Annotated in this window: 14 protein-coding genes and 2 pseudogenes; 9 read left to right on the forward strand and 7 right to left on the reverse strand. The window is 65.5% G+C overall.

Annotation, left to right across the window (positions count from 1 at the left end):
- The first annotated feature begins 24 nt into the window (after nucleotides 1-24).
- The 3 genes from thrS (at nucleotide 25) to CV770_RS02625 (ending at nucleotide 4068) form a co-directional block, all read left to right on the forward strand.
- A complete protein-coding gene (thrS, locus tag CV770_RS02615; protein ID WP_201759664.1) occupies nucleotides 25-2079 on the forward strand; it encodes a threonine--tRNA ligase in 2055 nt (684 codons plus the stop codon).
- 93 nt (nucleotides 2080-2172) lie between these two features.
- Complete coding sequence (locus CV770_RS02620; protein ID WP_028141117.1) at nucleotides 2173-2736, forward strand: nitroreductase family protein; 564 nt, start codon at nucleotides 2173-2175, stop codon at nucleotides 2734-2736.
- A gap of 63 nt (nucleotides 2737-2799) precedes the next feature.
- Nucleotides 2800-4068 carry a serine hydrolase domain-containing protein gene (locus CV770_RS02625; protein ID WP_104461214.1) on the forward strand — a complete coding sequence of 423 codons (1269 nt, stop codon included), beginning with the start codon at nucleotides 2800-2802 and terminating at the stop codon, nucleotides 4066-4068.
- Here CV770_RS02625 and CV770_RS02630 read toward each other — a convergent pair.
- Nucleotides 4054-6515: pseudogene (locus CV770_RS02630) on the reverse strand (putative bifunctional diguanylate cyclase/phosphodiesterase). The gene CV770_RS02625 and the pseudogene CV770_RS02630 sit on opposite strands and share 15 nt — an antisense overlap.
- Nucleotides 6516-7518: 1003 nt before the next feature.
- Nucleotides 7519-8370, reverse strand: a complete 852-nt coding sequence (locus tag CV770_RS02640; RefSeq protein WP_104461234.1) for a LysR family transcriptional regulator — start codon at nucleotides 8368-8370, stop codon at nucleotides 7519-7521.
- Nucleotides 8371-8472: 102 nt separating this feature from the next.
- Between CV770_RS02640 and CV770_RS02645 the strand changes: the two are divergent.
- Nucleotides 8473-9463 (forward strand): annotated as a pseudogene (locus CV770_RS02645) (zinc-dependent alcohol dehydrogenase family protein).
- A gap of 110 nt (nucleotides 9464-9573) precedes the next feature.
- Here the strand turns inward: CV770_RS02645 and CV770_RS42385 are convergent.
- Nucleotides 9574-9768: a hypothetical protein gene (locus tag CV770_RS42385; RefSeq protein WP_018322145.1), complete on the reverse strand. Its 195-nt coding sequence runs from the start codon at nucleotides 9766-9768 to the stop codon at nucleotides 9574-9576.
- Nucleotides 9769-10179: 411 nt separating this feature from the next.
- The gene (locus CV770_RS02655) at nucleotides 10180-11253 is read right to left on the reverse strand and encodes an RgsD C-terminal domain-containing protein (RefSeq protein ID WP_104461216.1); all 1074 of its coding nucleotides are present in this window, start codon (nucleotides 11251-11253) and stop codon (nucleotides 10180-10182) included.
- A 245-nt stretch (nucleotides 11254-11498) separates the two neighbouring features.
- Here CV770_RS02655 and CV770_RS02660 point away from each other — a divergent pair, with 245 nt between their 5' ends.
- Entirely contained in the window at nucleotides 11499-12527 is a 1029-nt protein-coding gene (locus tag CV770_RS02660) for a patatin-like phospholipase family protein (protein ID WP_165637404.1), read from the forward strand.
- Between the two features lie 6 nt (nucleotides 12528-12533).
- On the opposite strand, the gene CV770_RS02665 is transcribed toward CV770_RS02660, so the two are convergent.
- Together CV770_RS02665 and CV770_RS02670 are read right to left on the reverse strand one after the other, a co-directional pair.
- Nucleotides 12534-12962, reverse strand: coding sequence for a CBS domain-containing protein (locus CV770_RS02665; RefSeq protein ID WP_091957758.1), 429 nt, complete (start codon nucleotides 12960-12962; stop codon nucleotides 12534-12536).
- Nucleotides 12963-13151: 189 nt separating this feature from the next.
- Nucleotides 13152-13973, reverse strand: a complete 822-nt coding sequence (locus CV770_RS02670; RefSeq protein ID WP_104461218.1) for a rhomboid family intramembrane serine protease — start codon at nucleotides 13971-13973, stop codon at nucleotides 13152-13154.
- 456 nt (nucleotides 13974-14429) lie between these two features.
- Between CV770_RS02670 and CV770_RS02675 the strand changes: the two genes are divergently transcribed.
- Nucleotides 14430-14984: a PAS domain-containing protein gene (locus CV770_RS02675; RefSeq protein WP_091967830.1), complete on the forward strand. Its 555-nt coding sequence runs from the start codon at nucleotides 14430-14432 to the stop codon at nucleotides 14982-14984.
- Nucleotides 14985-15092: 108 nt separating this feature from the next.
- Nucleotides 15093-16226, forward strand: a complete 1134-nt coding sequence (locus tag CV770_RS02680; RefSeq protein ID WP_104461219.1) for a DJ-1/PfpI family protein — start codon at nucleotides 15093-15095, stop codon at nucleotides 16224-16226.
- A gap of 8 nt (nucleotides 16227-16234) precedes the next feature.
- Here the strand turns inward: CV770_RS02680 and CV770_RS02685 are convergent, their stop codons facing one another.
- Entirely contained in the window at nucleotides 16235-16621 is a 387-nt protein-coding gene (locus CV770_RS02685; RefSeq protein ID WP_201759665.1) for a COG4315 family predicted lipoprotein, read from the reverse strand.
- A gap of 146 nt (nucleotides 16622-16767) precedes the next feature.
- On the opposite strand from CV770_RS02685, the gene CV770_RS02690 reads away from it, so the two are divergent.
- Nucleotides 16768-17274 (forward strand): GNAT family N-acetyltransferase, encoded by a 507-nt coding sequence (locus CV770_RS02690; protein ID WP_104461220.1) that lies wholly within the window; start codon nucleotides 16768-16770, stop codon nucleotides 17272-17274.
- Between the two features lie 126 nt (nucleotides 17275-17400).
- On the forward strand, nucleotides 17401-17698 hold a 298-nt coding region (locus tag CV770_RS02695; RefSeq protein ID WP_104461221.1), incomplete at its 3' end, for a hypothetical protein.

Here is a 17698-nt window from a genome sequence, read left to right on the forward strand (position 1 = left end):
GGAGTGAGCCTCAGGAGAAAAGCAATGACCGACCAGTCCAAGGACCAGCCGAAGTCCGAATCCGGCTTCCAATATTCCCTCAGCAATCTGAAGCCCGTGACCCCCGCCGCCAAAGTTACCCTCACCTTCCCGGACGGCGCCCAGCGCCAATACGACCAGAGCATCACCGGCCTCGATATCGCCAAGGGCATCTCGCCGTCGCTGGCCAAGCGCACGGTCGCGATGGCGCTCGACGGCGTGGTCGCCGACCTCAACGATCCCATCGAGGCCGACGCCAAGCTCGAGCTGATCAGCCGCGACGATCCGCGCGCGCTCGAATTGATCCGCCACGATTGCGCCCACGTGCTGGCTGAGGCCGTGCAGACGCTGTGGCCGGGCACGCAGGTCACCATCGGTCCCGTGATCGAGAACGGCTTCTATTACGACTTCTTCCGCAACGAGCCGTTCACGCCGGAAGACTTTGCGGCGATCGAGAAGAAGATGCGCGAGATCATCGCGCGCGACAAACCCTTCACCAAGGAAGTCTGGGACCGCGAGAAGACCAAGCAGGTGTTCCGCGACAAGGGCGAGGCGTTCAAGGTCGAGCTGGTCGACGCCATTCCCGGCACCGAGCCGATCAAGATCTACTACCAGGGCGACTGGTTCGATCTGTGCCGCGGCCCGCACATGACCTCGACCGGCAAGGTCGGCAACGCCTTCAAGCTCATGAAGGTGGCCGGCGCGTACTGGCGCGGCGACAGCAACAACCCGATGCTGACCCGCATCTACGGCACGGCCTTCGCCAAGCAGGAGGACCTCGACGCTTATCTCAAGCAGATCGAGGAAGCCGAGAAGCGCGACCATCGCAAGCTCGGGCGCGAGCTCGACCTCTTCCACTTCCAGGAGGAAGGTCCGGGCGTCGTGTTCTGGCACGCGAAGGGCTGGACCGTCTTCCAGCAGCTGATCGCCTATATGCGCCGGCGCCTCACCGGCGATTACAGCGAGGTCAACGCGCCGCAGATCCTCGACAAGTCGCTGTGGGAAACCTCGGGCCATTGGGGCTGGTACCGCGAGAACATGTTCGCGGCGCAGTCGGCCGGCGACGAGGCCGAGGACAAGCGCTGGTTTGCGCTCAAGCCGATGAACTGCCCGGGTCACGTGCAGATCTTCAAGCACGGCCTGAAGAGCTACCGCGACCTGCCCTTGCGCCTCGCCGAGTTCGGCGTGGTGCATCGCTATGAGCCCTCCGGCGCCATGCACGGCCTGATGCGCGTGCGCGGTTTCACCCAGGACGACGCGCACATCTTCTGCACCGAGGACCAGCTCGCCGAAGAGTGCCTGAAGATCAACGAGCTCATCCTGTCGACCTATGCCGATTTCGGCTTCACCGGCGATCTCACCGTGAAGCTGTCCACGCGGCCGGACAAGCGCGTCGGCACCGACGAGATGTGGGATCACGCCGAGCGCGTGATGGCCACCGTGCTGCGCGAGATCCAGTCGCAGAACAACCACATCAAGACCGAGATCAATCCCGGCGAAGGCGCCTTCTACGGGCCGAAGTTCGAATACGTGCTGCGTGACGCCATCGGCCGCGACTGGCAGTGCGGCACCACGCAGGTCGACTTCAACCTGCCGGAGCGGTTCGGCGCGTTCTACATCGACCATGACGGCGGCAAGAAACCGCCTGTCATGGTGCACCGGGCGATCTGCGGCTCGATGGAGCGCTATATCGGCATCCTGATCGAGCACTATGCCGGCAACTTCCCGCTCTGGCTCTCGCCGGTGCAGGCGGTGGTCACCACGATCACCTCGGAAGGCGACGAGTACGCCAAAGTGGTGATGGAGCAGGCACGCCGCGCCGGGCTTCGGGTCGAGATCGACCTGCGCAACGAAAAAATCAACTACAAGGTCCGCGAGCACTCGCTGGCCAAGATCCCCGCCCTGCTCGTGGTCGGCAAGAAGGAGGCCGAGACGCATTCGGTCTCGGTCCGCCGCCTCGGCAGCGACGGCCAGAAGGTGATGACGACCGAGGAGGCGATCGCCGCTCTGGTCGACGAGGCAACCCCGCCGGACGTCAAGCGGGTGCGGGGCGCGGTCTGATCCCTGAAATCGATCTAAACTCGCTTCCGGTTGCGGGCGTGCATGCTTATCTCGGCATGGCACGCCCGACGACCAGTTGAAGAGGATCTCCCAGTGCCCGATGCCATCGAACTCCTGAAGACCCGCCGCTCGGTCAAGCCGCGCGAGATGACCGGACCCGGCCCCTCCGCGGCCGAGCTCGAGACCATCCTCACCATCGGCGCGCGCGTGCCCGACCATGGCAAGCTGGCGCCCTGGCGCTTCATCATCTTCGAGGGCGATGCCCGCCAGCGCGCCGGCGAGGTGATCGCGAAGGTGTTTGCCCGGAAGAATCCCGGCGCGCCCGCCGCCGACGTCGAGATTGAGCGCAAGCGCCTCACCGACGCCCCGCTGGTGATCGGCATCGTCAGCTTCACCAGGCCGCATCCGAAGGTGCCGGCGTTCGAGCAGGAATTGTCGGCCGGCGCCAGCGCCATGAACATCGTCACGGCCGCGACCGCCCTCGGCTACGGCGCCTGCTGGCTGACCGGCTGGTTCTCGTTCGATCGCGACGTGCTCGATGGCCTCGGCCTCAAGCCGGACGAAAAGCTCGCCGGCTTCATCCACGTGGGCAAGCCGACCAAGCCGAGCGAAGACCGTCCGCGACCGTTCCTTTCGGAAATCGTGACGCGTTTTTAATCGAAGGCTTGTTGACGCCTCTGGCGTCTTGCGGCTTTGATCCCGCCCAGGGAGGAAGCCGGTATGAAGCGTCGTGATTTTCTGGTCGGGGCCGCGCTGCTCGCCGGCACGATGGCACGAAGCCGCGCCGCCGACATCCCCGCCCCGTCGCCCGAGGGGCTGGACCGCATCACGGCGTATTTCGACAACGAGGTGGGAAGCGGCCGGTTGCCGGGCGCGGTGATCCTGGTGCAGCAGCACGGCAAGCCGGTCTATCGGAAGACGTTTGGCGTGCGCGACGTCAGAACCAGTCTTGCGATGACGCCGGACACGATCTTCGCGATCCACTCGATGACCAAGCCGATCACCTGCCTTGGCGCGATGATGCTGATCGACGAGGGCAAGCTCGCCCTCACCGACCCCGTCTCGAAATACGTTCCCCTGTTTGCCGACACCAAGGTCGGCCTCGAGGTCACCCTGCCCGACGGCAAGCTGGAGCTCGATCTCGTGCCGCCGGTCCGCCCCGTCAACATCGAGGATTTGCTGCGGCACACCTCGGGCATCAGCTATGATTATATCGGCGGCAAATGGGTCGAGCAGGCCTACAAGGCCGCCAATATCTTCGAAGGCCAGTTCAACAACCGCGAATTTGCCGACCGCATCGCCAAGCTGCCGCTGGCGCGGCAGCCGGGAACGCTGTGGCGCTACGGCCATTCCACCGACGTGCTCGGCAGCGTCATCGAGATCATCTCGGGCCAGACGCTGTATCAGTTCCTGAAACAGCGCATCTTCGATCCGCTCGGCATGAGCAGCACCAAATTCACGCTGGCGACCGAGGACGAGCTGGCGCGGATGGCGCGGCCGCTGCCGAACGATTTCATCCTGCTCGCCGCCGAGCGTGACCGCCTCGATCATCCCGAATGGCAGTCCGGCGGCGGCGGCCTGCTCTCGACCATCACCGACTATCAGCGCTTCTCGCAGATGCTGCTGAACGGCGGCGAATTCGAGGGCAAGCGTTACCTGAGCCCTGCAGCGTTCAAGGCGATGACGACCGACCATATCGGGCCAGGCTCTGGCGTCGGACGCGACTATTTCTATTTCCCGGGCGACGGCTTCGGCTATGGCTACGGCCTTGCGGTGCGGACCGATCCCGGCAACGCCAAACCGCCGCCGCCGGGCTCGCTCGGCGAGTTGAAATGGGACTCGGGCAGCGGCACCTATTTCGGCGTCGATCCCAAGCTCGACATGGTCTACCTCATGATGCAGCAGACTCAGAACGAGCGCAGCCGCATCACACCCGCCTTCAAGGGGCTGGTCTACGACTGCTACCCCGAGGGGCTACGCCGCCCGTGAGGCGCGCTGACCGAAATCGGCGAGCAGCTTTGCGATCTCGGCCGCAGGCCGCGCCGCGCTGAACAAAAAGCCCTGCACCTCGTTGCAGCCCTCGGCGCGCAGCCAATCGAGCTGATCCTCGGTCTCGACGCCCTCCGCAGTCGTGGTGATGTTGAGGCTGCGGCCGAGCCCGGAGATCGCGCGCACGATCGCGCTGCAATCGGGCCGCTGCGCCAGATCCTTGACGAAGGAGCGGTCGATCTTGATCTTGTCGAAGGGAAAGCTCCTGAGATAGCTCAGGCTGGAATAGCCGGTGCCGAAATCATCCATGGAGATGCTGACGCCGAGCTCGCGGAGCTGGTGCAGGATGGCGAGATTGGCATCGGTCTCGGCCAGGAAGATCGACTCCGTGATTTCGAGCTCGAGCCGTCGCGGCGACAGGCCGGACTGCGCCAGCGCCGAGATCACGATTTGAACCAGGTTGCGGCTGCGGAATTGCGCCGGCGACAGATTGACCGCGACCTTGACGTCGGCAGGCCATTTGACGGCCTCGGCGCAGGCTTCGCGCAAGACCCACTCCCCTAACTGCGTGATGAGGCCGATGTCCTCGGCAACCGGAATGAACTCCGCCGGCGAGATCATGCCCTTGTCCGGATGACGCCAGCGCAGCAGCGACTCGAAGCCGGAGATGCGGTCGGAGGCGATCGACACCAGCGGCTGATAGTGCAGCTCGAACTCGCCATTGGCGAACGCACGGCGCAGATCGAGCTCCATGTCGCGGCGCTTCTGCGCCTGCAGTCCATCTCGCGCTCGAAGAAATGGTGCACGCCGCCGCCGTCGGACTTCGCCCGGTACAGCGCCATGTCGGCATTGCGCATCAGCTCTTCCGGCGTCGTGCCGTCGCCCGGCGACAGCGCGATGCCGATGCTGGCACCGATCACCATCTCCTGGCCGTCCAGATCGTAGGGCGCCTTCAGCATGTCGATCAGCAGGCCAGCGCAGGCGCTGGCCTCGTTCGGCGAGACGTCGGCGGCAAGGATCACCGCGAATTCGTCGCCGCCGAGCCGGGCCGCCAGATTGCCGCCGCGGACAGCAAGGGTCAGGCGTTCGGCGACTTCCTTGAGCAGGCGGTCGCCGACGGGATGACCGAAGGAATCGTTGATGTTCTTGAACAGGTCGAGATCGATGTAGAGCACGCCGACCCGTTTTCCCGCCGCCTGCTCGAGCGCCTGCTTCAGCCGCTCCTGGAAATATTCGCGGTTCGGCAGGTCGGTGAGCCCGTCATGGTGGGCCATGTGCGCGATGCGCGCCTCGGCCTTGCGCCGTTCGGTGATGTCGACCACCGCGACCAGATAGCCGTCGCGATCGTTGAAGGCGACACGGCGGCCGAAGGTGAGCACCTCGATCTCGCTGCCGTCGGCGCGCAAATGCCGCCAGTTGCGCGAGGAATGGTAAGCCTCGCCGACGCGCTCCAGCGCCTCGGCGTGGCTGTCCCACTCGTCCTCCGGCCAGATCTCGTGCAGCTTCATGCGCAGGAAGGTGGCGCGGCTGTAGCCGTAATGCTGGACCGCGGCGTCGTTGACGCCAAGGAACTCCTTGGTCTGCGCGTCGAACACCCACATCGGCATCGGGTTGCTGTCGAACAGCAGGCGGAACGAGGCGTCGCGCCGCTTCAGCGCGGTGACATCGGAGATCGTCAACGAGACCACGTCGGCGAAGGCCGTGGCGCTGAGGCGCAGATGCCGGCCCTCGCTCTCGATCTCGAGCTGCTCGCCGCGGCCGCCCGCAACGGCCTTGAGCAGAAAGTCCATGATCTCGGGCGAGGCCAGCAGCGTGTTGCCCTCGCCGATCCGCCGCCACAACAGGTTTCCGGTCGCGACATTCAGCAGCGCGATTGCGCTGTTGTTGTGGTGCACGATTTGGAGATCGGACGGCTTGCCGCCGGCATCGCGGAGCGTCGCCAGCGAGATCACCGCGTCGTCGGTCGAGGCGAAGATCGCGTCCAGCAGATTGTACTGCGTGCCGCGCTCATTGATGTACGCGCCGACCAGCGTGGCGCCCCAGCGCGACGCCGTCGGCAGCGCCAGCACATCATAGGTCCGCACCATGCCGTCGCGCACGCAATGCGCGCTAGCCTGATACGGTCGTCCGTTGGCAAGCGCGCTAGTCGCCGCTTCCGACAGCGCGGTGGCGCAATCCGGCGACAATTCGGCGACGGGGATATCCCAGCGCTCCTCGCCGAGCCATTTCTGCACGTAGCGTCCGCTGCGCGACAGCTCGAGTGTGCCGTCGTTCCTCAGCAGCGCAATGTGATCGGCGAGCCGTCCGAGACTGCCGAGCATCACGTCCTCATAGCGCGGCAGCCGATCGCCCGGCTTCAGTGCGGCACGCCATTTGCGCTGAAGCACCGGGATGTCGTCGAACATTTCGGCGGCCGGTTTTCCCGACACTTTCTTCGCGGCATTCATGGCAGTCCCCAACGCACTTTCCCGGCGCATCCAATGCAGCTGCGCTTAACGACATGTAAAAAGGCCGCAGGCGCGGGTTCCATTCGGCGATTATGACAGTTTTAAGTCCGGTGTTGGTTAGTGGGCGTTAGAGACTATGACGGTCGTGCGAAGCTCTCGTGTCCCGGACGCGCGGCAGCGTTCTTACGCTGCTGCGCAGAGCCGGGACCCAGGGAGCCGCGCACTCGCTGATACATGGGCCCCGGCTCTGCAGCGCACCGCCGAAGAGGCGCTGCGCAGCGTCCGGGGCATGAGACCTTCGTTCAAGATGGACATAGTTCGTCATCCTCGCGGCGCATTCGCCCGAGCTTTGCTTCATCGCCTCACCCTCAATTGAAAGAGGGCGCAGGGAAGACCGGGTGCCGGCTGGCACCCGCGGTCCACTGTGCGAAACCTGCGTGACAAGAAGTTGCACAGCGGCATACAGGTGTAGCCAGGACATCCGGCCTTCCCTGCGCAGTGGTTTTACGGCTTATGTCGTGCTCTCCCCGGGGAGCGTTGCACTATTGCCCCCGTCGCCTTGCGGATGGCCGACGGATGCGTCCGGTTGGACGACACCCATCACCGCAACACTTGGCGCACAGACCCCGGGCGCCAGGACCACACGATTTTGCCGTACGCGGATCACACCGGTCGTGTGCGCGAGGTCTTCGCTCACGGTTGCCCGCCCTGCAAAACCCTTCGCGCCGATGTGGCCTGCGTCCACCGCCGCCCGGCCCGCGTTCGTGACGATCGCGATACGCCCCTCTTCCTTGGGCCGGGTTGAGGGGATGCATACGCCGTTTCCGAATTTCGGTAAAGTGGAATATTTTCAGTGGCGCGCGTTGACCGATTACTTGGGTGTTTTGCCCGTCGGGCGACGCGACATCTTGTAGCCCGGCTGGAGCGCAGCGTAATCCGGGCGTCCTGCTACGAGGCACGAGCGCCCCGGATTACGCTCTCGCTCCATCCGGGCTACGAAGCCTCACCCAGCGAGCCGTTCGATCACGATATCGAGCAGCGCGCGCAGACGGGCGAGGCGCCTGAGATCGCGGTGATAACCGACATAGGTGTCGCGGCCGGGCGGCGCCGTTCCGATGTCGAGCGCGACCAGACGGCGGTCGCGGTCGCCGAGCGGACGCGGCAGCACGGCAAAGCCGTCACCGCTGGCGCAAAGCTCGGCCTGCACCTGCCTGTTGTTGCTGCGCGAGGCGATTGCTGCATTCGGCAGCGCGCGCTTCAGCCAGACGGCGTCCGGCATGTCGGCGAACTCGGCATTCATCGTCACGACGCGGACAGCGTTGCCGTCGCCGGCGCGCGGCGGCTTGCTGCCCTTCTTGCCGTAGAGCGCGTAGGGAATGTGCAGCAGCTTTCTGGAGATCACCTCGGGCTCGCTGAACGGCTTGATGCGGAAGACGAGATCGGCTTCACGCCGCGGCAGGCTGTAGAGCCGCGCATCGGTCAGGAGCTCCACCGTCACCTTGGGGTGACGCTTGCCGAACGCGGCGATCACCGGCGACAGCATCACCGTCCCGAACCAGTCCGACGACGACAGGCGCAACAGGCCGTCGAGCTGCGTCTCCGCGCCGGAAACGTGGCGCTCCAGTGCGAGTGCCTCGTCCTCGATCCGCTCGGCATGGCGGAGCACGGCGGCGCCCTCGTCGGTCAGCACCAGGCCATCCGCCGTGCGCTGGAACAGGGTCTGACCCAACGAGGTCTCGAGCGCGCGAAGCCGCCGGCCCATCGTCGGCTGGGTCTGGCCGATTTTTCGTGCGGCAGCGCCGAGCGTGCCTTCGCGCGCAATTGCCAGGAAGATGCGCAGATCGCTCCAGTCCATCAGGATTCCCGCCATACAAAAATGTATGGCGAGCGTACAGCCTTGTTCCTTCTCATGCAAAATTTCATGGGCATATTGAGCCGATCACGGAGCAAGACGATCATGACGAGACAATCGACAATGCGCGCCGGCGTCCTGGAGACCCACAACGCTCCCTTGCGCCTCTCAACCATCTCTACGCCCGAGATCGGCCCACACGACGTGCTGGGGCGGGTGCGCGCGAGCGGGGTCAATCCGCTCGACACCAAGATCCAGGCCGGCGCCGCGGCGCATGCTCGCCATCCGCTGCCGGCGATTCCAGGGATCGATCTCGCCGGCGTGGTCCAACTGGCCGGGCGCGAGGTGACGCGGTTCAAGCCGGGCGACGAGGTCTACGGCATGACCGGTGGTGTCGGCGGCGTACAGGGATCGCTGGCCGAATTCGCCGCGGTCGATGCCGATCTCCTCGCGCCGAAGCCTGTCAATCTCAGCATGCGGGAAGCTGCCGCCCTGCCGCTGATCGTCATCACGGCCTGGGAAGGCCTGATCGACCGGGCGGCGTTGAAGGCGGGCCAGAAGGTATTGATTCATGGCGGTGCGGGCGGCGTCGGTCATGTCGCGATCCAGATCGCGCGCGCCGTCGGAGCGGAGGTGTTCGCAACCGGCTCGCCGTCGCAGCGCGCCACCATCGAAGGTTTCGGCGCCGTATTCATCGACCGCGGCAGCTCGGTCGAAACCTACGTGACGCAGCATACCGGCGGCCGCGGCTTCGACATCGTCTACGACACCGTAGGCGGCAAGGTGCTCGACGCTTCCTTCGAAGCGGTGCGCCGCTTCGGCCATGTGGTGAGCGCGCTCGGCTGGGGCACGCATGCGCTTGCGCCGCTGTCATTCCGGGCGGCCACCTATTCAGGCGTGTTCACGCTGCTGCCGCTGCTGTCGGGCGAAGGCCGCGCGCATCATGGAGAGATCATGGCGCAAGCCACGCGCCTCGCCGAGGCCGGCAAGCTCGTGCCGCTGCTCGACGCCAGGCGTTTTACGCTGGAGAATCGACGAGGCCTATGCGTTGATCAAGGATCGCGCCGCCAAGGGCAAGCTGGTCGTTGATGTCTGAGGTGGAGCTTGTGGCCCGGATGAGCGTAGTGCAATCCGGGATTCTCGCTAAGAGCACGAAGGCCCCGGATTACGCTGCGCTCCATCCGGGCTACGCAGCTGTGCGCGCCGCTAGTCCTCGCTGGACGCGGCGGAGCGGTTGCGCAAGTAGGCCTGCGACAACAGGAAGAACAACGCGCGCTCGCCATGATATTTGGCGGACGGCCGGGTGCGCTCGAAACCGTCGGCAAATATCTTGCCGGACTGGTCGCACACCTGCCATCGCCAGCCAAACCGCTTGCGCCTGGTGAGGATCACTTCGAACATGCCGACGAGCTTGGTCCCCTGCTCCTTGCCGGTCTCGCAAAGGCATCCAAGCCCTTGCTCCGGCCTCCCCCATTAGACGGATGCCCGACATATAACCCAGCGGAGTGGAAAGAGAATAAAATTGATGATCGGAAATACGTCTCTTGCACCGTTGTGATGAAGACGCGAGGTGCGGGAATAAGCTTTCGCCAGCGGTGTTTTCCTCGGCTCCAGCAATCAGCTGGCGCTTGCAGTATTCAAAGCAGAACACAGGGCGCGATGGGGATGAGCACTTGCTCACCAGCCCCATGACCGACGCGGCGGTAACAGGAGATGCACGTTCGTGCGCTCGATGAGAATTACTGTGCCGGCCGTCAGGTCGGTGTCAGGTTGCAGGCGGCACCGCCGCCAGGACCTTAGCGCGCGAGGGCCCTAGCGCGCGACGACTTCGACTTCGCCGTCGACGCCGTTGACGACGTTGAATCCGCGCTCGTAGACCTTGCCCTCGTTCTTGGCGATGGCGCGGTATTCGCCTTCGGAGAGCACGACGCGCGGGAAGGCGCCGATCGATTCCTTGATCACGTCGCCGCCCGGGGTCAGCACCGACCAGGCGGTGTTGGCGAGCGCCTCGCCGCCCCTGTCGCTGACCAGCTTGAGCGTGATCACGGCTGCGCGGTGGGTGATGGTGACGTCGGTGAGCTTGCTGGCCTGGACGCGGATGTCGGAGCGCACCACCGAATTGGCGTCGCCATAGTTCGAGATGATGTAGTAGGTGCCCTCCGGCAGCAGCACGACGTCGCCGGCGGCGACGTTCGGCACCAGGGAGGCGCGCTCGCCGGATTCGAACTGGCTGCCCTTGTAGATCGCGAACGAGATCTGGTTCTGCGGAATGCGGCTGGTGCCGACCCGGCCTTCGATCCGCAGGCCCCCGGCCGGCAGCACGAAGGACTCGCGGTCGGTCTCGGCCTTCAGGCTGACGGTGCGCACCGCGCTGACGAGGCCGAAGGCGACGTGCACGACGTAATTGCCGGGCGGCAGCACGATGTTGGGCGTGGCGCTACGGTCCTCGCGGATCAGCTTGAAGGTGCCGTTCTCGTCGGGACGGTCGGCAAACACGCGCCAGACCAGGCCGCTGGTGATTGCCGGAGAATCCTTGCCGTATTTCGCGGTCAGCGACAGCACGCCCTGTCCGGGCACGGCCGCATTGAGCGGGGCGGCCGGCGGCACGGTCGTGACCGCGGGCGGCGGCATGCTGGGGGTCGTCGGCTGCATCAGGGTCGGCGGCAGGCTCGGGGGTCCCGCGCCAGGCCCGGAGGGCGGCGCCAGGCTGACGGCGCCGCCGGGGTCGGGCACCGAAGCCGGCGGGACCGGCGGCGGACGGTCCGAGAAAAGCTGCGCCTGCGCAGCGTTTTGGCCTGAGGTAACGAGGCACACGGCAAGGATCAGCGCCGGCAGCAGCCTGCCGCTGCGCCGCCATCCGATGATGCCGTCACCCCCGCGTGTCATGCCCCCTGCTTTTCACCGAAAACGCGGCAAATTCAAGCCTCTGAAACCCCAGGAAATACGGTCTTAGGACGATACCGTGGAACCCGATTGCCGCCTGCGTGATTAGTCCAGAGGCAGCCGGCCCCCGCCACACTGCTGCCTCCTGCTTCCCGAACGGTATAAACCATGCTTGGCCCTCGCTCTGGTGCAGCGGAAGTCCGGTGCCTACTCTGGTGTCGGGGGCTGGCCCGGGTAGGAGAGTTTCGGTGCTTGATATCTTGAAGGGTCGTGGTGCGAACGGCTCGAACGGTGAGAAGATTGGCCTTGGCCCCACCCGCCGGCCGGTCATCGGCCTCGCCCTCGGCGGCGGCGCGGCGCGCGGTTTTGCCCATATCGGAATCCTGAGGACCCTGATCGCCAACGGCATCGTTCCCGACGTCGTGGTCGGCACTTCCATCGGCGCGGTGGTCGGCGGCCTCCATGCGGCCGGCCGGCTCGATACGTTCGAAGAGTGGGGGCGCAGCCTGCAAGGGATGCGCAACATCCTCGGCTATCTCGACATCCGCCTCAACGGCTCCGGCCTGCTCGGCGGCGAGAAGCTGGCGACCCGCCTCGAGAACGCGGTCGGACAGACCCTGATCGAGGACCTGCCGGTCAAGTTCGCGAGCGTCGCGACCGAAGTCCGAACCGGCCACGAGATCTGGCTGACACGCGGCCGGGTGGTCGATGCGATGCGCGCCTCCTACGCGCTGCCGGGCATCTTCTCTCCCGTCCTGATCGGCGATCGCTGGCTGGTCGACGGCGCGCTGGTGAACCCGGTGCCGGTCTCGGCCGCCCGCGCGCTCGGCGCCGAAATCGTCATCGCCGCAAATCTTTCCAGCGACATCTTCACCCATTCCACGACGATCTATTCGCACGGCGCGATGCCCGCGCCGGTCGCAGCCGGGCCGGAGGAGACGACCGCCAAGCGGCGCTTTCCGCGCTTCTTCTCACCCGAGAAAACCATGAAGCGCGAGTTCTTCGGCAGCGCCGGGCGCCCGGGCATCTCCTCGGTGATGGTCGATGCCTTCAACATCATGCAGGACCGCATCACCCGCGCCCGCCTCGCCGGCGATCCGCCCGACCTGCTGATCACACCGCGGGTCGGCCACTTCGGCTGGTTCGATTTCCACCGCTCCGAGGACCTGATCTCGTTGGGCACCCGCGCCGCCGAGCGTGCGCTGGAGTCCATCCAGGAGGCAATCCACGTGCTGGCGCCGCCGCCCGAGGGCGCCGCGCCCAAAGCCGGCGAGTAAAGCCGGTCAGGCCGTCTTGATGTAGTCGCGCAGAGCTTCCTGCTCGGACTCGTATTCCTGCACACGGCGCTTGACGATGTCGCCGATAGAGATCAGGCCGACCACCTGGCCGTTGTCGATCACGGGCAGATGGCGGAACTTGCCTGATGTCATCATCTCCATGAGTTCGGCGACCGTGTCGGTCTCTTTGCAGGTCACGACCTTGCGGGTCATGACCTGAGTGACCGGCTCCTCCAGCGCGCTGGCGCCGCGCTCGCCGATCACGCGCACGATGTCGCGCTCGGACAGGATGCCTTCGAGCCGGCTCTGGTTCATCACCAGCACCGCGCCGATCTTCTTCTCACCGAGCAGTTTGACCGCGGCAGCCAGCTTCGCGTCGGGCTCGACGCTCATGATCTGGTGGCCCTTGGTGTTGAGAATGGAACGTACCGTCATTGTAGCCTCCCTGAATCGGAGCCGCCCGCCTTGTGGCGGTCCGGACTTGTTCTCGAGTCTTCAACTAACAGTTTCAGCGCCGGTTGCAGGCTCAGGCGCTTTGCGAAGCATCGCCGCTAGCGGCTTGCAGCTTCGGAACATTCTTCCCGCAAATGATGGATGAATTCGGGCCGCGCCGCAAGCGCCGCTTCAAATACGGTCTGAAACGTCCTGTGATGACGCATCCGCAGCATCGTTTCGCACGCGCGGCACAGGATCGAACAGGGCGAACAGCAGCAGGCCGGCGAAGAAGCCGCCGATATGCGCCTGCCAGGCCACGCTCGTGGTTTCGGAATCGATGCCAATCGCACCGACGCCGAAGATGATGTTGACGCCGAACCACACGGCGAGGAAGCCCACCACCCGCCCGTCGCGCAGCGCGCGCGACAGTGGCAGCGCCGGAACCCTTGCGGCGGTATCGGAGTCCGACCGGTTGAACGACAGGAAGCTGCCGCGGACGAACGCGAAGCGGATTGCGGCTGCCATCGCGCCCGACACCGAAGCCGAGGCGCCGATCATCGGCGCCACCGCGTGCTCATGGGTGACGAGATGGGCGAGCGCGCCGGCCGCCGCCGTCACCGCCAGAAACAGGAAGAACCTGACCGCGCCGAACCGCCGCGCCAGCGCGCTGCCGAACGGCAAGAGCCAGAGCACGTTGAAGCCGAGATGGGTCAGGTTGGCGTGCAGCAGCGAATAGGTGACGAAGGTCCAGACCTTTGCGCCGGCGCCGCCGGGGATCTGCAAGTTCAGCAGCGAGGAATCGTAGCGCTTGGGGATGAAGCCGAAGACATCGATGGTCCAGTTTTCGAGCTCCGGCGGCAGCAGCACCCGCAGATGGATCACCGCCAGCAGGACGATATAGGCGGTCAGCGCCGCAGGCAGCGTCAGGACCGGCTCGCGCGGAGCCTCATCATGGGCGGCCGGCAGGCCGGGCTGAGAATCCTGCGGCGGAGAATCGTGCGGGGAATCCAAGGCAGCTTCGCTTTCAGGGGCGATCGGAACGATCCGTTTGGAGATAGTCGCCTTTGCCGGCCCTGCGCAAGTGCACAAAAGGAAAAGGCAGGGCCCTGGGAAGCACTGCCTGTCCGTGTCGGCCTTCCGGTGCCGGAGGAATGAAGGTGTATCCCCACCCCTCCCCGCGGCCCGTGACCAAACTGTTTGACGCCCTGTGTACAGGCCCCGCCGAGAACCTGGATGAAAGCGGCGAGGCTTGCGACTGCGATCACCATAGCAGCGCCGCGCGAGGGGCAAAGGCCATAGTTAATTTAACGTTAACAACGCAAAGACCGCCTTAACGAGCGCGAAAACGCCCTCCCGGCATGGACGCTGCAAATCCCCTCCTGCACAACATCACAAGGGATCGCGGGTGCACTGAAGCGGGACAGCTTTGTCCCTTCGAGGTTGCACCCCCGGGATAAGCGTTCAGACATGAAACATCCGTCGAGCCGCGCGTTCTTCGCGTATTGGGACAAGAAGCGCGGCGCCGCACGGGCTCCCGACAGGGCCGACATCGATCCCGCCGCGGTCCGCGGCCTGCTCGGCGACATTTTTGTCCTCTCCTGCGAGCCCAATCTCGGCTTTCCCTTCCGCGTCGCGGGCACGCGCGTCTGCGCTCTCGCGGGGTGTGACCTTAAGGACCAGAGCTTTGCGGCGCTGTTCACGGCCGCGAGCCGCGGCGAGATCGAGGAGATCACGACAATCGTCGCCGACGAGGCGTTAGGTGCGATCGCCGGCGTCACGGCCGCGCGCGAGGACGGTAGCAAGGCCTATCTCGAGCTGCTGCTGCTGCCGTTCAACGCCCGCCCGCACACGCCGGTGAGCGTAACCGGCGTGCTCGCGCCGTTCGACGACGAATGCGGCGCGCTTTCAACCTTCACCCTCACCTCCTGGCGCTATCTGCACCAGCCGGAGAAGCTGCTGCCGCGCGCGATCCGCAAATTGCAGATCGCACGCGGGCTGATGGTGTATGAGGGGCTGAGATAGTCTCGCGCATGCGGATGGCCGTTTTTGCCGGATCTGCGTCATTCCTGATGTCGTCGCCAAGGGTTAGCTTCCGCCTCGCGTGAAGCACGAGGTTCGGGTGACATCATCATGACATGGCGCGTTCTGGCGTTGAGCGGCCTCGGCTGCGTGGCGCTGCTGGCGGCAATCGGCGGAACCTGGCTGTTCCTGCTGCCTGGCGCGCCGGCTCAGGGAACCGCGCCTGCGATTTCCAAGGACGAGACCGAAGCGACGCTTGCGGCGCTGAAGCCGCCGAAGCGTAAACGCCCGCTGATCGCCATCGTCGGCATCAACGACATGAGCGAGACGACCGACTATCTGATGCCCTACGGCATCCTCGCGCGCGCCGATGTCGCCGACGTCCTCACATTGGCGACGCAGCCCGGACCCGTCACGCTCTATCCCGCGCTGAAGGTGCAGCCGCATGCGACCATCGCCGAGTTCGACGCGGCGCATCCCGATGGCGCCGACTACGTGATCGTGCCCGCGATGAGCCGCGAAGACGATGCCGTGGTGGTGCAATGGATCAGAAGCCAGGCCAGTAAGGGCGCGATCATCGTCGGCGTCTGCGTCGGCGCCAAGGTCGTTGCCAACACTGGGCTGCTCGACGGCCGGCAGGCCACCACGCACTGGTATTCGGTGCGCGATCTGCAGAAGCATTCCGCGATCCGCTATGTCGCGGACCGCAGGCTGGTGGTCGATCGCGGCGTCGCGACGACGACCGGCATCACCGCGTCCATGCCGATGGCCCTGACCCTCGTCGAGACCATCGCCGGCCGCGCCAGGGCCGAGGCGGTCGCCCGCGACATCGGTCTTGCGGAGTGGAATGCGCGCCATCGCAGCGCGGCGTTCCAGTTCACACGCCCGTTCGCGTTGACGGCAATCGCCAACACGCTCGCATTCTGGAACCGCGAGCAACTCGGAATCGCGCTGACGCCAGGCATCGACGAGGTCTCGCTTGCGCTATTCGCCGATGCGTGGTCGCGCACCTATCGCTCGCGTGCCCTCACCTTCGCTGCCACGGCAGAGCCGCAGATGAGCCGTGGCGGTCTCCGCATCCTGCCGGACAAGATCGCGGCCGACTGGCCGGCATCGCTAACGCCGCCGGCCGCCGTCGACATGCCGCCGGCGCGAGCGCTGGACCAGACGCTATCCGCCATCGACGCGCGCTACGGATCGCGCACGGCCGATTTCGTCGCGATGCAGCTCGAATATCCGAGATAGATGCGCCGTTACGGCATCGCCAGATGCCAGGCGCCGTTCAAGAAGCCGTCGCCGGTGACGTCGCCGGGCTTCTGGTCCTTGGCGAAGGTGTAGAGCGGCTTGCCCTTGTAGGCCCACTGCTTCGAGCCGTCGTCGCGCGTGATGATGGTGTAGCCGTCGCCCGCTGCATCGCTCGCCTCGGCCTTCAGCACCGGCCAGTTCGTCGCGCATGGACCGTTGCAGGCGGACTTGCCGTCCGCGTCCTTGTCGAAGGTGTAGAGCGTCATGCCCTTGGCATCGGTGAGCACGTTGCCCTTGTCGGACTTGCCGGTCTTGGTCGGCGGTGCGGCCAAGGCGGCGGGAACGATCGCGAGCGAGAGTGCCAGCGAGAGCGCGAGGCGGATCGAGGACGTCATGATATCTCCTGTCATGCAATTGGCTTGCATGGGTAGGACGCCGCGGGAGGCGTCGTATTCCTGAGATGGCGGCAAAGATATTTTTCGCTGCGGGCACCGATGCTGCGGAATAAACTGGATCAACCGAGACGGAACGACGGAAAGACATGAGCAAGCCGCATTGGCGTCCCGCGCACGCATCCGACCTGCCCGCGATCAGCGCGATCGCGGCGCGGATTCATCCTGCTCTTCCTGAGAGCCCCGAGGTGCTCGCGGAGAAGATGCGGCTCTGTCCCGACGGATGCCGCGTGCTGATCGCGGGCAACGAGATCGCCGGCTACGGGCTTTCGCATCCCTGGAAGCAGCACCGGATCCCGCCGCTCGACGGCTTGCTCGCACGACTGCCTGACGATGCGGATTGCCTCTACGTCCATGATGTTGCGGTCCTGCCCGATTTTCGCGGCGGCGTCGTGCGCCCCTATGTTGCTGATGTCGAACAGCTGGCGCGTGCGTCAGGCATCGCAACGCTCGCGCTGGTCTCGGTCTATGCCACGCGGCCGCTGTGGCAACGTCTCGGCTTTCGGCCCGTCACGGCGGACGCCGCACTGCGCGCAAAGCTGGCATCCTATGGCGAAGGCTCGACGTACATGCTGCGCGACCTTACCGCGGCGTAATGTCCCTCGCCGGCCAGCCGGCTCACGGGGGCGTGAAGCCGCGCCCTCGAACCGGGTCAGGTGGCGCTCCGTCGAAGGTGTGTGCGAGCCGTTCCGGTCTCGCCGAACCGAGGCTGGAGAGTATCCATGAAGCTCACGTTGTCGAAGATTGCCTTGATTGCATGCGTTGCGACGAGCGCGTTCGCCGCGACCAGCGCCAACGCGGCGCCCCACCGAACCGATGGTTGCCAGTTCGCATTTTTCGAAGGCTGTGGCATCGTGTTCGAGCAGCCGAACCCCGGCCGCTCCCGCAGCAGCGTCATTCCCGTCCGCGATACCTCGCCGACCTACATGAAGCAGACCGACCCGCGCTACAGCTCGTCGATGCGCGATGCCGGCGGCGGCGGTGGTGGCGGCGGCATCGCGCATCGACGAGCTGTAGCGC

It is taken from the genome of Bradyrhizobium sp. AC87j1 (assembly GCF_002936975.1).
In the GTDB taxonomy this organism is placed as follows: domain Bacteria; phylum Pseudomonadota; class Alphaproteobacteria; order Rhizobiales; family Xanthobacteraceae; genus Bradyrhizobium; species Bradyrhizobium shewense.